At 45.3% G+C, this 14,366-nt stretch carries 11 protein-coding genes; 9 read left to right on the forward strand and 2 right to left on the reverse strand.

Features of this window, described 5'->3' with window-relative positions:
* Positions 1 to 192: 192 nt before the first annotated feature.
* The 8 genes from MSSIT_RS05845 to MSSIT_RS05880 all read left to right on the forward strand — a co-directional run bounded on the left by MSSIT_RS05845 (position 193) and on the right by MSSIT_RS05880 (position 10,235).
* On the forward strand, positions 193 to 543 hold the full coding sequence (locus tag MSSIT_RS05845) for a hypothetical protein (RefSeq protein ID WP_048170774.1): 351 nt from the start codon (positions 193 to 195) through the stop codon (positions 541 to 543).
* 91 nt (positions 544 to 634) lie between these two features.
* Positions 635 to 1,654 carry an MBL fold metallo-hydrolase gene (locus tag MSSIT_RS05850; RefSeq protein WP_048170775.1) on the forward strand — a complete coding sequence of 340 codons (1,020 nt, stop codon included), beginning with the start codon at positions 635 to 637 and terminating at the stop codon, positions 1,652 to 1,654.
* Between the two features lie 264 nt (positions 1,655 to 1,918).
* The gene (locus tag MSSIT_RS05855; protein WP_048170777.1) at positions 1,919 to 2,332 is read left to right on the forward strand and encodes an EMC6-like membrane protein; all 414 of its coding nucleotides are present in this window, start codon (positions 1,919 to 1,921) and stop codon (positions 2,330 to 2,332) included.
* Between the two features lie 385 nt (positions 2,333 to 2,717).
* Positions 2,718 to 4,484 carry a ribosome biogenesis/translation initiation ATPase RLI gene (locus MSSIT_RS05860; protein WP_048170779.1) on the forward strand — a complete coding sequence of 589 codons (1,767 nt, stop codon included), beginning with the start codon at positions 2,718 to 2,720 and terminating at the stop codon, positions 4,482 to 4,484.
* Between the two features lie 167 nt (positions 4,485 to 4,651).
* Complete coding sequence (locus MSSIT_RS05865; RefSeq protein ID WP_048170781.1) at positions 4,652 to 6,844, forward strand: ATP-dependent DNA helicase; 2,193 nt, start codon at positions 4,652 to 4,654, stop codon at positions 6,842 to 6,844.
* 538 nt (positions 6,845 to 7,382) lie between these two features.
* Positions 7,383 to 8,684 (forward strand): histidinol dehydrogenase, encoded by a 1,302-nt coding sequence (gene hisD / locus MSSIT_RS05870; protein WP_048170783.1) that lies wholly within the window; start codon positions 7,383 to 7,385, stop codon positions 8,682 to 8,684.
* Positions 8,685 to 8,784: 100 nt separating this feature from the next.
* Positions 8,785 to 9,198 carry a DUF1699 family protein gene (locus tag MSSIT_RS05875; RefSeq protein WP_011023135.1) on the forward strand — a complete coding sequence of 138 codons (414 nt, stop codon included), beginning with the start codon at positions 8,785 to 8,787 and terminating at the stop codon, positions 9,196 to 9,198.
* 629 nt (positions 9,199 to 9,827) lie between these two features.
* Entirely contained in the window at positions 9,828 to 10,235 is a 408-nt protein-coding gene (locus tag MSSIT_RS05880; RefSeq protein ID WP_048170786.1) for a DUF1699 family protein, read from the forward strand.
* Positions 10,236 to 10,697: 462 nt separating this feature from the next.
* Here MSSIT_RS05880 and MSSIT_RS05885 read toward each other — a convergent pair whose 3' ends face one another.
* Positions 10,698 to 11,996: a TrpB-like pyridoxal phosphate-dependent enzyme gene (locus MSSIT_RS05885; RefSeq protein WP_048170787.1), complete on the reverse strand. Its 1,299-nt coding sequence runs from the start codon at positions 11,994 to 11,996 to the stop codon at positions 10,698 to 10,700.
* A 221-nt stretch (positions 11,997 to 12,217) separates the two neighbouring features.
* Positions 12,218 to 13,561 carry a bifunctional hydroxymethylpyrimidine kinase/phosphomethylpyrimidine kinase gene (gene thiD, locus MSSIT_RS05890; protein WP_048170789.1) on the reverse strand — a complete coding sequence of 448 codons (1,344 nt, stop codon included), beginning with the start codon at positions 13,559 to 13,561 and terminating at the stop codon, positions 12,218 to 12,220.
* Between the two features lie 520 nt (positions 13,562 to 14,081).
* On the opposite strand from thiD, the gene MSSIT_RS05900 reads away from it, so the two are divergent.
* Positions 14,082 to 14,300, forward strand: a complete 219-nt coding sequence (locus MSSIT_RS05900) for an LSm family protein (protein WP_048170792.1) — start codon at positions 14,082 to 14,084, stop codon at positions 14,298 to 14,300.
* The last annotated feature ends 66 nt before the right edge of the window (positions 14,301 to 14,366 follow it).

Consider the following 14,366-nt stretch of genomic DNA (forward strand, 5'->3'; position numbering starts at 1 on the left):
GTGCTTCTTTCAAACTTGTAAACGCCTTCAGCAGCTATTACTTACTAACCTGTTGTTTTCATTCTTCTATCTCTTATTTCTTCGTTTTTGTCTTTTTGGGAAAGACCGCTCTCCTGCGTCGAGCGGGACAAGAACGACTCAATATAGAGAGTAACATTGTATGGGGAAGAAATCTTAATTTAATTCAGCTGAATGAAGCGCCTGTCTCTAATCTATAAAGTAGTCTGCTTGAGCGCAGCGAAACAGACCGCGAACTGCAGAGACGCAACTCTGCCGAAACAGACCGCGAACTGCAGAGACGCAACTCTGCCGAAACAGACCGCGAACTGCAGAGACGCAACTCTGCCGAAACAGACCGCGAACTGCAGAGACGCAACTCTGCCGGGACAGGAACAAAACCGTAATCGGATTCTTTCAGAGCGTAATCAAAACAATATTAGAGCTGCTCACGGCCAAACATCCCGATTGCACCATCCGGGCAGTCTCTGCATTAATGCAGTCTCTACAGTAAATTTCTTTCTGCTCCCCCTTCAGGAAGGTTGAAACCATGCCTTCTTTCCGGAGATAGTGCTGTGAATTTTACTAGGTTTCCCTAAACTTAAATATGTTAAGTTTAATCTCCTCAGAGATTGGCGTGATTTCTAAAAAACTAATTGATCTTGGTGTGCTGGCGCTCAGGCAGCGCAACTCACGAGGAAATTTCAAACCCCATCTTTCGATCCGTTTTCGGAACAATGCGGGAGAGTTACGCTCCTTTTCGATTGACACTACTCGGAGTCTGGGAAAGCAACCACAGCCAGATGCATACCTGATCACTCATGCCCATTCCGATCATCACGGGAAATCGGCGATGCTATCTCCGAGAGCGGTCTGTACGGACAAAACTGCAGTTGCTCTTGAAATAAGACATGATAAAAATTACGCGGGCAGCATGTGCAGGCTCGGGGATGAGATTGAAATCGAGGGGGTCAGAGTAAGGACTTTCCCCACGGAACATACTGCCGGAGCTGCTGCCTTTTACTGGGAAAACGACGTGGGGACCAGGATTCTGGTTACAGGGGATGTCAAGGATGCCAGCAAGCTCCCTCCCTGCGATGTCCTTATCACTGAAGCTAACTATGGGGATCCTGAAGACCCTTCCTGCCATTTTGCGGATGACCTCGAAAGCATGAAATGCGCCCTTTTTGAGGGTGGCCCTGTTGCCTTCGGAGCATACGAGTTCGGAAAAGCCCAGCGTGCCGTTGAATTAATGAGGGATTTCGGATACGAAGGCGCCATCCGTATGGAAGCCCGGACCAGGGCACTTACGCGGAGCATGCTTGAGGATGCTGGAGAACTTGCAGAGCTTGATTCCGGAGGGGAAGATGAGGTTTTCGTGGTGGCTCCCTGGGACCTTGGCAAGCTCCCGTGGAATGTAAAAAAGTATGTACTGAGCTGCCGTGCGGATTACCCGTATCCTGTGATCAAGATAAGCGATCACCTTGATGCCTGCGGGCTTGAAGATATGGTCCGAAAACTCAACCCTGAAGTCACGCTTGTTTACCATCCCGGGGGGCACAGACCTTCCAAATTTTCAAAACATTTAAATTCAATAGGGATCGATTCGATATCCATAGATCAGATCGGTAATGTTTTAAGCAATGAATTTATTTAAATCTCTGAGATTCAGTCCTAATAATTTAACTCTAAATATTTAAATATGATAAGATTTAACCAGCATCATCGAGTCAAATTTACCGAGTCAAATTTACCTATACTTCGACCACCATATCTGCTTAATCGGTATCGCCGAGTCAAATATGATCCTTGAAATTCATTATGACCCTTGAAATCCATAATCCCATTTTCAATTTTTTTAATTTTTTAATCAACACCACATTCCCAGGAAAGAGAATTGCCGCTCAGGAGAGAATACAGGTTGAGTAAACAATCCCCAAAGTCAAAGTCCAGAAAGGAACCCGCAACTGCTAAAGAGGCCCCCGTCAAAGTTGCCACAGCAAGTGTTGAGGCTCCCGAAAACAAGAGTCTCCCCAATCAAAAAACCCCCGAAGAAAAGCAGAAAGCTCACAGGGATGGAATTATAAAAACAATTGTTGCTGCAGTACTTGGAGTAATTTTCGGATTTATAATGTTCAGCCAGTATGGGGCAGGTGAAGACCGGATCTGGTATGCCATACTTATGATCGTTATCGGAATTACTTATTATGTCCAGAAGCTGATCTATATTCCTCTAAAAATTGATACCAAAGAATTTAAGCCTAAAGACTGGTTTTTTGTAGAGTTCATAGTTATAGACTTTTTCCTTGTAACCTGGACTCTGCTTCTGAATTAAAATAATTCTTTTCCTGGGCTTCAAAAAAGGCTTTTTCCAAAAAGAAGGCCTTTTTACCCTGGTTCTTTTGCTATCGGTTTTTATCTTCATTTTTTATAATGCCCTTTCCCACTGAGATACTTCCTGCCTGCAACATTCCAACGGTTCATATACCAGAGCAGGCATTTCATAACCGATAAATGCCTTATATGTCTGAATGGTGTATATGCGGCATGAATTCGACCATAATTATTTTTGTTGAATGAAAAGAAACTCCCATGACAGGGATCAGATAACTATACAACATTATAAATTCATAATGAATCTAAATTATACAAATGAACCCATCTCACTGAATTCATTTTATGTTTTAATCAATCAAAAAACGTAATTTTCGGGGACTATTATGAGAATAGCTATACTTAACAAAGACAGGTGCCAGCCCAGAAGATGCAGTAAGGAGTGCGAAAAATATTGTCCTAGAGTCAGGACAGGAGACGAAACCATTATTTTTGAGGAAGATGGCAAGCCGGTCATCTCCGAAGAACTATGTGTTGGTTGCGGGATATGCATTAACAAATGTCCTTTCGATGCCATCATGATCATAGGGCTTCCTGAAGCTCTGCAAGAGCCCACGCACAGGTACGGGCCAAACGGTTTTGCTCTTTTCGGGCTTCCAGTGCCGAGGATAGGGAAGGTATCCGGTATTTTGGGCCCGAACGGGATAGGGAAGAGTACCTCTGTCCAGATTCTTTCCGGAACTCTGATCCCTAACTTCGGGCAGGGAAAAGGAGACTGGGATACGGTATTAGAACACTATGCGGGGACTGCGCTTCATGACTATTTCAAAGATGTAGTGGACGGAAAGGTAAAGGTTTCCCAAAAACCCCAGTACGTTGACCTTATCCCCAAAGCTTTCAAAGGCAAGACCTCCGAGCTGCTTGAAAAAACCGATGAAAAGGGGGTTCTGGACGAACTCATCGACCGTCTTGACCTGAAAGGCGTAATCGAGCGAAAAATTTCGGAATTGAGTGGTGGGGAACTTCAGAGAGTTGCAATTGCAGCCTGTGCGGCAAGAGATGCCCAGTTTTATTTCTTTGACGAAATAAGCCCTTACCTCGACATATACCAGAGGATTAACGTTGCCCGTCTGATTCAGGAAATCTCAAAGGACAGGGCAGTTCTTGTAGTCGAGCACGACCTTGCGATCCTGGACATGCTTACGGACGTCGTTCACATAGCTTACGGTGAACCCGCAGGATTCGGTGTGGTCACTCTCCCGAAAAGTGTGCGAGTCGGAATCAATCAGTACCTTAAAGGCTACCTCCCTGAAGAAAATATCCGGATCCGGCCCGAATCCATCAGGTTCGAGGTCCATCCCCCGAGAGAGGACGCCCAGTTCCAGTCTATGATCTCCTTTAACAGCTTCTCAAAGCAGTATGGGGACGGCTTCTCTCTCAAGGCAACCGGCGGAAGCCTGCGGGAAGGGGAAGTGCTCGGGATAGTCGGGCCTAACGGGATAGGAAAATCAACATTTGTAAAAGTCCTGGCAGGGGAAATCAAGCCAGATGAAGGGGATCCGGGAATTGATGTTAAAATTTCCTACAAGCCCCAGTATATTAAAGCCGATACTCCTGTAAGTGTCCAGGACTTTCTGAGGGGAATTACAAAGCGTTTCGGGACCAGCTACTATGAGGTTGAGATTGCAGCTCCCCTCCAGCTTGAAAGAATCTATGAAAGCCTGCTTACCGATCTGAGTGGTGGAGAACTGCAGAGGGTGGCAATTGCCGCCTGCCTGTCCCAGGAAGCCGACCTCTATATCCTGGACGAGCCGAGTGCTCACCTTGATGTGGAGCAGCGTTCTATGGTCACCAAAGTCATCAACCGCTTTGCCGAAAACAACCAGAAGACAGCTATGGTTGTTGACCACGATATCTATATGATCGATATGCTCAGCCAACGCCTCCTTGTTTTTGAAGGCGAGTCTTCTGTCTACGGTGAAGCCAACGGGCCTTTCAGCATGGAAAAAGGCATGAATAGGTTCCTGAAAAACCTCGGCATCACTTTCCGCAGGGATGAAGAAACGAGGCGTCCCCGTGTAAACAACCTCGGCTCAAGGCTTGACCGGGAGCAGAAGGAAAACGGAAACTACTATTATTCCGCTAAAGACTGACTCTGCGAAAGACAGTTGTTCCAATTTCTGAAAAATTCTAGTTTCTGAATAACTCAGGGGTTTCCCTAAAACGGGGACCCCGAATTTTTACAGGAAAGCAGTTTTCTGGCAACTGAATTGCGGTTTCAAAATAGTTTTTTATCATATGTGGGAGTTTCTGGTTTTTAATGAAGATAGAAAGTCTCGACCTGCCCGATGAAGTAAAGCGCTTTTATGAAAACTCCGGGATTCCTGAACTTTATCCTCCTCAGGCGGAAGCTGTTGAAAAGGGGCTGCTTGAGGGGAAAAACCTGCTTGCTGCAGTCCCAACGGCTTCAGGGAAGACTTTGCTTGCAGAGCTTGCAATGCTGAAATCCGTGCTTGCGGGGGGAAAAGCCCTTTATATCGTGCCCCTACGAGCCCTGGCTTCCGAAAAGTACAGGCGTTTTCAGGAGTTTTCCGAACTGGGGGTAAAGGTCGGGATCTCGACAGGAGACTATGACAGGCGGGACGAAGGGCTCGGCATAAACGACATAATCGTAGCCACGTCGGAAAAAACCGATTCCCTGCTCAGGAACGATACTGCCTGGATGCCGGAGATCTCGGTTGTTGTGGCCGATGAAGTCCATCTTATCGATTCTGCGGACCGGGGCCCCACCCTTGAGGTCACCCTGGCAAAGCTCCGAAAAATGAACCCTTCCTGCCAGATCCTTGCTCTTTCGGCAACTGTGGGGAATGCCGATGAACTTGCAGCCTGGCTTGACGCCGAACTTGTGCTAAGCGAATGGAGGCCCACTGACCTTATGGAAGGGGTATTTTTTAACGGGACATTTTTCTGCAAGGATAAAGAAAAGCCTGTTGAACAGCCAACAAAAGACGAAGCCATAAACCTTGTACTCGATACCCTGGGGGAAGGCGGTCAGTGTCTTGTTTTCGAAAGCAGTCGGAAAAACTGCATGGGTTTTGCAAAGAAGGCGACTTCTGCAGTTAAAAAGACTCTTTCTGCAGAAGACAAAGAAAAGCTTTCGGGGATTGCTGACGGGATCCTGGAAAACAGTGAAACCGATACTGCCTCGGTTCTTGCATCCTGTGTCCGTGCAGGGACAGCTTTTCACCATGCGGGCCTTACTTCTCCTTTGAGAGAACTCGTAGAAACCGGCTTCCGGGAAGGGTACATAAAACTGATCTCAAGTACCCCGACCCTTGCAGCAGGGCTGAACCTACCTGCCAGGCGTGTAATTATACGGAGTTACCGGCGCTATTCTTCGGATTCAGGTATGCAGCCCATCCCGGTGCTCGAATACAAGCAGATGGCAGGAAGAGCCGGAAGGCCGAGGCTTGACCCCTACGGAGAAGCTGTACTGCTGGCAAAGTCCTATGAGGAACTTGTATTCCTTTTTGAGAAATATATCGAAGCCGGAGCCGAAGATATCTGGTCCAAACTCGGAACGGAAAATGCCCTGAGGACACACGTGCTCTCCACGATTTCGAACGGGTTTGCCCGGACAAAGGAAGAGCTTATGGATTTTCTGGAAGCTACTTTTTTTGCGTACCAGTACTCAAACTTCGGGCTCTCCATGGTTGTGGACGAGTGCCTGAACTTTTTACGGCAGGAAGAGATGCTTGAGCAGGATTCCGATGCATTAATTCCCACAATGTTCGGAAAACTTGTTTCCAGGCTCTACATTGACCCTCTTTCAGCAGCCCTCATTGCAAAGGGCTTAAGAGAAGCCGGGACCCTGACCGGGTTAACTCTTCTTCACCTGGTCTGCAGTACACCCGATATGCGCCTGATGTATATGCGGAGCCATGACTATCAGGATATCAATGATTTCGTAATGGCACACACAGAAGAGTTCTCAAAGGTTCCGAACCCCTTCAATATTGTTGAATATGAGTGGTTCCTGAGCGAGGTAAAGACGGCTCTTTTGCTGATGGACTGGATCCGTGAGAAACCTGAAAACGAGATATGTTTAAAATTCGGTACAGGGGAAGGAGACATCCGTACAACTGCAGACATTGCCGAGTGGATCATGCACGTGACCGCCCAGCTTGCCCGCCTCCTTGACCTCAAAGGAGCAAAAGAAGCTGCAGAACTTGAAAAGCGCATTCATTACGGAGCAGGCCCGGAACTGATGGACCTGCTCGATATCAGGGGCATCGGCCGTGTAAGGGCAAGGAAACTTTATGGGGCAGGTTTCAAATCCACAGCAGACCTCGCAGGGGCCTCTCCTGAAAAAGTAGCTGCCCTTGTTGGCCCGAAGATTGCTGAGAGGATCTTCAGGCAGATTGGGAGAAGAGAAGCAGTTCCTGAGATCTCTGATTCTGAGACCTTTGAAAAAAGTTCCCAGGACAGGCAGAAAACGATCAGCGATTTTTGATATTTTCCCGATTTTCTTTCTGATCATTGACTTTTCCTTATTTTCCTTATGATCATTGATATTTCCTCTTTTATTTTCAATTCTTTACGTCCTTAATTAATCGTTTTGTCTCTTCCGGAATTCGGAGAGGTAAGCTTTCAGTTTTCTCTCCCTGTACTTCAAAAGACTGGACCGGTCTGCCCGTCAGGAAAAGACGATCTACAAAACTGTGCCGTAGTTATGAGAAAGCACACACATGAGAAATATTCCTTGGGCTGAGAGATACTAATCCTTTGCCAAAAAATCGGTTCCAATTCACAGATAAGTATAAGAGCCTCCACCAGCTTGTCTGGCGGTCCTTTCCAAAAAATTGTAGTTCGTTCTCCAATCCTCTTGATTATTCTTACTTTTCAGTTCTTTCAGGCCCAGGACGGGGTAAAATCTTAAATGAGATCAGGGATTTAATGAGAGCAGATTATATCAGATTATATCGTTTATACAGGGCTTATACCAAACTTATCGGATCAATCGGATCAGGTTTTATCAGGTAATCTCAGAGATGGTCACAATGTTATTCAAAAAGTTGTCTGATGTTTCGGAAGCTGAAATGCAGAAATTAATTTCCCGGGGGTCCGGGCTTGCAGATGTCGGAGAAATCGTTTCTTCCGTACTTTCGGATGTGCAAGTGAGGGGAGACGCAGCAGTCAGGGAGTATACAAAGAAGTTTGATAAAGTTGAGCTTGCCGATTTTGAGGTGAGTGAGGCAGAGTTTGAAGAAGCTCTGGCAGGGATCGGTCCGGAACTGCTTGAACACCTCAAGGTCGCAGCTGCAAATATAAGAGCCTTCCATGCAGCCCAGCTGCCTGAAGCTACCTGGTTTATGGAAGTTCAGCCCGGGGTTGTTCTGGGGCAGAAGGCAACAGCTCTTGAAAGTGTGGGGGCCTATGCTCCGGGGGGCCGGGCATCCTATCCTTCAACGGTGCTGATGACTGTAATTCCTGCAAGGGTTGCAGGGGTTGGACAGGTTATCGTATGCACTCCTCCGAGGGCTGACGGGTCCGTACACCCTCTTACGCTTGCTGCAGCAAAGGTTGCAGGGGCAGATAAGGTCTTCAAGCTCGGAGGCGTGCAGGCAGTCGGGGCAATGGCTTACGGAACCGAAACCGTTCCTAAGGTGGACAAAATAGTGGGTCCTGGGAACGTTTTTGTGACATCTGCCAAGATGCAGGTGAGAGATGTTGCCGAGATTGATTTCCCTGCAGGTCCGAGTGAGGTTCTGATCATAGCGGATGATTCTGCCGATGCTGTAATGGCTGCCTCGGATATCATAGCCCAGGCCGAACACGACCCGAACGCGGTGTCGGTGCTTGTGACAACTTCAGAAACTCTTGGAGAAGCTGTAAGGCGGGAAGTGCTTCTTCAGACTGAAAACACTGCAAGAAGTGAAATTGTAAAAACTTCGCTTGAGAATGCTGCAGTCCTGATTTCCGACACTCTTGAACAGAGCATTGACTTCAGCAATAAATTTGCTCCAGAGCACCTGGAAATTATGGTGGAAGACTCCGATTTCGTACTTAACAAGATTAAAAATGCCGGATCGATTTTTGTAGGGAACTATGCTCCTGTCCCGGTTGGAGACTACGCTTCCGGTACCAATCACGTGCTGCCCACGGCAGGATATGCCAGGATTTATTCAGGGCTGAATATCAACCACTTCCTTAAATACTCCAGTATCCAGAAAATCAGCAAGAGTGGGCTTGAAAGTCTAAAAGAAACTATAATCGCATTAGCTGAGGAAGAAGGTCTGCAGGCACATGCTGACGCTATAAGGACTCGTTTTGGGTACAGACCCTCTAAATAATATTTCTGCTATTCGATATGTATATAAAATGTAAGTGCGTAACCAAATTTTGATTTATAAATAAATAAGAGTTTGATTCTTAGATAAGAGTGGGGATAATATGAAAATCAGAGTAGTTAGTTCACGGGAGGAAATTCCTACCCTAAATCCGAATGAGAGGGTTATCCATCTCGCTTTCAGGCCGTCTAACAGGGATGTATTCATGCTTGCCGAAACATGTCCTAAAATTGAAGCCATACAGCTTCCTAAATCTTACAGAAGGACTGTTTCCAAGTCAATAGAGATGTTTCTGGAAATGCAGAAGATTAATCTCCTTGAAGGAGATGTATGGGGACACCGGAAGGACATAAACGAATATTACAACGTTTCTCAGAATGTTCTGGAGAAAATTCAGGAATTAAAAGCCGACAGGTTCTCCAATGAGATGATTGCCGATAAACTTTCAAGGGAAAGCAAATTGAATTCGGACATGATTCTCTACATCCTCAGCAAGAAGAGTCTGGAACTGTCCTGAAGCGTGGATTCGTCTGTCTTTTCAGCTATAATTTTCGGGGTAAATAGGTATTAATTCTGCACCCGTGAAGGACAACTTAACTGGAGGTGGAAGGTAACTTTTTAAGACTCTGTCTTAAAAAGTTTTCCATATATTTCCGGATTTATTTTTCATAAAGAGTTCCTGGGAACGAACTCTGACCTTTAATAAACTTTTCTCTAATAAACTTTTTTTCGAATTATTCTATAGTTTCTCCAGTTTTCTAGTTTTTCCCCTTGAAAATCATTTCCTCACTTTCTCTTTGAAATCATTTTCTGCTAACTATTATCTTCATTTTTGAATCAATTTAAACGACGAACGCGAGGGTAAGAGAATTTTAGCCTTGATTTACCTTGTCGAAAAATGGTTAACTATTTCTAAACACTTTTTTATATTCACCATACAATAGAAAGAAATTAATTTTGTTTTCGATTGTAAAGTCCTGTATTTTTGTGTATTAACTTTTATTTTTGCTTTTCTATATGCCTTTTTTTCAAATATGTATTTTTTACAATGATAGATTTTTTAATCATAACATAGAAAATTATTTAAATATTGTCGTGTAATGGGTTTTATTGATTATTTAACTAAATTAGGGTCTGGGGAATGGTATGAAAATACGAGTTGTCAGTTCAAGAGATGAAATTCTCTCCTTAAACCCGAACGAAAAGGTAATCCACCTTGCGTTCAGGCCGTCAAATAAAGACATTTTCCTGCTTGTTGAAACATGTCCTAAGCTCGAAATAGTCCAGCTTCCTAAATCATATCAAAAGACTATTTCAAAGTCAATGGAGATGTTTCTGGAAATGCAAAAAATCCAGCTGCTTGAGGGAGATGTATGGGGGCACAGAAAGGACCTAAATGAATATTACACCGTCTCTCCCTCAGTAATTGCAAAAATAAGGAACATGAAAGCGGAAGGGATTCCAAGTGAATATGTTGCCGAAAAAATGGCTAAAGAAAGCAAACTCAGCCCGAAGATGATCCTTTATGTCCTTAACAGAAAACCAGTAGAATAACAGGTTCCTTTAAAAAATACATTCAGGATATATATTTTGTATCCGGGGTGTATGAATAACGGTAGCTGAGTCAGAACATTAACAACATCAAATATTAATAGGAATAGTTCCTGCATCGATAAATTACCTGCATAAACAGTACCTGCATAAATAGTACCTGCATAAATAGGTGCCCTAATATCTTTTTACGGCACAGGGAAACATCCATACAAAAACATTATTAAAAACAAATTTTCTGGGAAATGGTTTTCTAAGAAACAGAGGATGCCCGAAAGGCATCATGATCCTGTTTCATACACTTTGAAATTTATCCATTTTAAGATTTATACACCTTAAGATTTAGCCCGGACATCTTTCTTTCATTATGGAATATGTATTTTAAAATACATATATTTCAAAATTTATTTTTTTGTTTTTTTCCATATTAAGTTTTTCATTATCGGTTATTCCAGGCAGGTTCCTTCAGACAAGTCCCCCGCTGAAATATTTGTCATAGGAGGACATGTCAAAGTGCCCGTGCCCGCTCAGGTTGAAGAGGATGGTCTTTTTTTCTCCGGTTTGTTTGGCGGCAAGCGCTTCATCAATCGCACAGCGGATGGCATGGGCAGATTCAGGTGCAGGCACGATTCCTTCGGTCCTGGCAAACTGTACGGCTGCATCAAAAACTTCCTGCTGGTCGTATGAAACAGCTTCCATAAGTCCTTCTGCGCAGAGTTTGCTTATGATCGGAGAGTCCCCGTGGTAGCGGAGTCCTCCGGCATGGATGGCAGGCGGTACATGCTTGTGGCCTAGGGTGTACATCTTCAGGAGGGGGGTCATCTCGGCAGTGTCTCCGAAGTCGTACCTGTACTCTCCTTTTGTCAGGGACGGGCAGGCTGAAGGTTCGACTGCAACCACTCTTGCGTTGTTTGTTCCTTCAAGCCTGTCTTTTATGAACTCAAGCGCGATTCCTCCCAGGTTACTTCCGCCACCGCAGCACCCGATAACCACATCAGGGTACTCTTCTACCTGCGCAAGCTGCTGTTTGCACTCTGCACCTATTACGGTCTGGTGCAGCACAACATGGTTAAGCACACTTCCAAGGGAATATTTTGTGTTCTCATGGGCTACTGCATCTTCTACAGCCTCGCTGATAGCAATCCCGAGGCTTCCGGGGGTTTCGGGCTGCTCCTGCAGGATCTTTCGTCCGAATTCCGTGTCAGGGCTTGGGGAAGGCACGACATTTCCTCCCCAGAGAGTCATAAGGGATTTTCGATAAGGTTTCTGGTAAAAACTGGAACGGACCATATAAACTTTGCATTCGAGGTCGAAATAATTGCAGGCAAGAGAAAGTGCACTTCCCCATTGTCCGGCGCCGGTCTCGGTTGTGAGCCTTTCGGTCCCGTCTTTCATGTTATAGTAAGCCTGGGCAATCGAAGTATTTGTTTTGTGGCTGCCTGCAGGGCTAACTCCTTCGTATTTGTAGTAGATCTTTGCAGGGGTCTTGAGGACTTTTTCAAGCTGGTGGGCTCTGAACAGTGGGCTTGGCCTCCAGAGCCTGTAAACATCAAGCACTTCCCCGGGAATATCGATATACCGGTTGCTGCTCATTTCCTGCATTATCAGAGCCTTTGGGAAAATGGGCTCAAGGGCATCCGGGCTTATGGGCTGCCAGGTTCTTGGATCCAGAGGCGGGTCAATCGGAGACGGGAGGTCGGCAAGGACATTGTACCATTTCTTTGGCATCTCGTTTTCGTCAAGGATAATCTTTGTCTGTTCCATGGAAATCTCCTTTCACATCATTTCTGTACAAAATCAAACTTTGATGTATTTAAGTATTGTCTGCTTTGCAATTATGGTTTACAGAGGACATTATTATACTTTACGAAATGTCAAATAAGGAATGCAGTCGGAGGTTGAAATAATCAAAAAAGGAGAATGTGCCAGAAAAGTGAAAAAAGGAAATCTGTGCCGGCTTTTCTCCTGATGTTATTCAATAACTATTACTCAATTTTTCTGGCAAGTTCTACTGCAAGTTTTGCAAGCTCTGAAGCCCCTGTACCGAGGAGTCTGATCATGGGTTCTTTTCCCACTCCGCCTTCATCATAGATTACTCCAGGCACTCCTCCGTATTCTTTTATTGCCTCGGAACTGCCCCGGTCTATGGTGCTGACCCCTTCAGTCTCTTTTTCCCTGTCAAATAAGGAGATTCCAAGTCCCAGACTCCTGCAGGTTGCAAGGATTTCTTCCGAATATTTTACATTCATGGCAGCTCTGATCCCGGGCTGCTCGCGAAGGGCTGCCAGGATGACCCCTGCCACATGCTTGCTGGCCCCAAAGTCGATACATCCCACAGGGTTTGCCCTCCCCCTGCACCTCACTATCCTGCCTTCCACAGCCGCAACGTCCTCATAATTTCTGGCTCCCGGAATTGCCATTCCTATGTTGCAGCCAACCTCAGGGATGAGTTTTGCAAACTCATGGCTGTCGGCAAGGATTAAAACCGCTTCTTTTACATCTTCCAGGGCAAGATAGCGCTCTTTGTCCTCAAGGGCCTTTCCGAGAGGATTCACAGGCCCGACTCCCCTGCCTACAGGCATACTCCTCTGGATTGCCTGCACCACAAAGTTCTTTGCTTTCATGGCAGAGATTTCCAGGCGGTCATCGCAGGCAAGGCAGGCGGTCATCGCTGCCGAGTAGGTGCAGCCTGAGCCGTGGGTTCCTCCGCTAACAAAGGTTCCGGGAATACGGGTAAAGGTATCGGATACGGATTCGTAGATAAGGTCGGTTGCATCAAGGTGCCCTCCCGTTACAATTACGGCTTCAACTCCGAGGTCTGCGATTTTTCTTGCCGCAAGTTTTGCATCTTCAGGGTTTTTGACGGGAATTCCTGCAAGAGCCCCTGCCTCAAAAGCGTTTGGAGTCGTAACCTTGCAGAGGGGCAGCAGCTCTTCGATAAGGACCGAAAAGGCTTCTTTTTGCAGGAGGTCTCCTCCGGCTTCGGCAGCCATGACAGGGTCGAGCACAAGGGAAAGCCCGTGCTTTTTTACCTGCTTTGCAACTTGCTTTACAATTTCGGCCGAAGCAAGCATCCCGGTCTTCGCCCATTTAATCTTCATATCCGAACAGACCGCCTCGATCTGGCTTGCAATAGCTCCGGGGGCAAGGTCAAATGTCTCAAGCACCCCTGTTGTATTCTGGGCAGTTACGGAAGTTATGGCACAGGTTCCGTGCACTCCGAAGGAGGCAAAGGTTTTCAGGTCGGCAGCAATTCCAGCTCCTCCTCCTGAATCTGAGCCTGCAATGGTCATCACAATAGGGATTTTTGTTAAGGGGTTTTCTGTCATTGTATTCCTCTGTACTCCTCTTTTTTCCTCATTTTTTAATATGTTCAAAATACTGGCATATGCTAATTTTTCCGGAGCTTGCTCTTCTGCCTTCTGGAAATGGAATTCCTATTTTAGTCTATGGGTGGTCCGCAAATGTTGCAGAGCTTTCCTGGATGCTGGCTTTTGAAAAACTGGTTCACATAAAGTTTCCGTAGCTTTGATGAAAAACTGGCTTTTGCAGGTTTAAATTTCTGAAAATTTATAAAATCATTTATGAGAACGTTGATTGAAGGGCTTTAGTAATATTGTACTTTTCCCCTCCATTTCTCTTGAAAAGATCCTTTTTCTCATTTTCGAGTTCGTTTATATGTTAAAAACTGAAAAGAGTAAATTGATTCGATACATTTATATATTGTATTTGCGACTTTGATGCAAATAATCTACTACTTAAGTGCGGCGATTAGTTTAAGTCTGGATTAATTATTTATATTGATATAGATAATGATTTGATTTATAATGTTTTAAGGGGATTGTAAGGATGGCAAACCGACCTCTGGATATTTTGAACAACGCACTGGACACACCTGTAATCGTTAGATTGAAAGGAGCACGTGAGTTCAGGGGCGAGCTGAAAGGATACGATATTCACATGAACCTCGTGCTTGACAATGCTGAAGAATTAAGAGAAGGAGAAGTCATAAGTAAATTCACCAGTGTCGTTATCCGCGGTGACAACGTGGTATACGTATCTCCGTAATCTATATCAAGCACTTCGTCTATTACGTTAAACCTCGGTTAGATGCAGGACCTGCATGGCTGAGAA

The organism is Methanosarcina siciliae T4/M (assembly GCF_000970085.1).
Lineage (GTDB): Archaea > Halobacteriota > Methanosarcinia > Methanosarcinales > Methanosarcinaceae > Methanosarcina > Methanosarcina siciliae.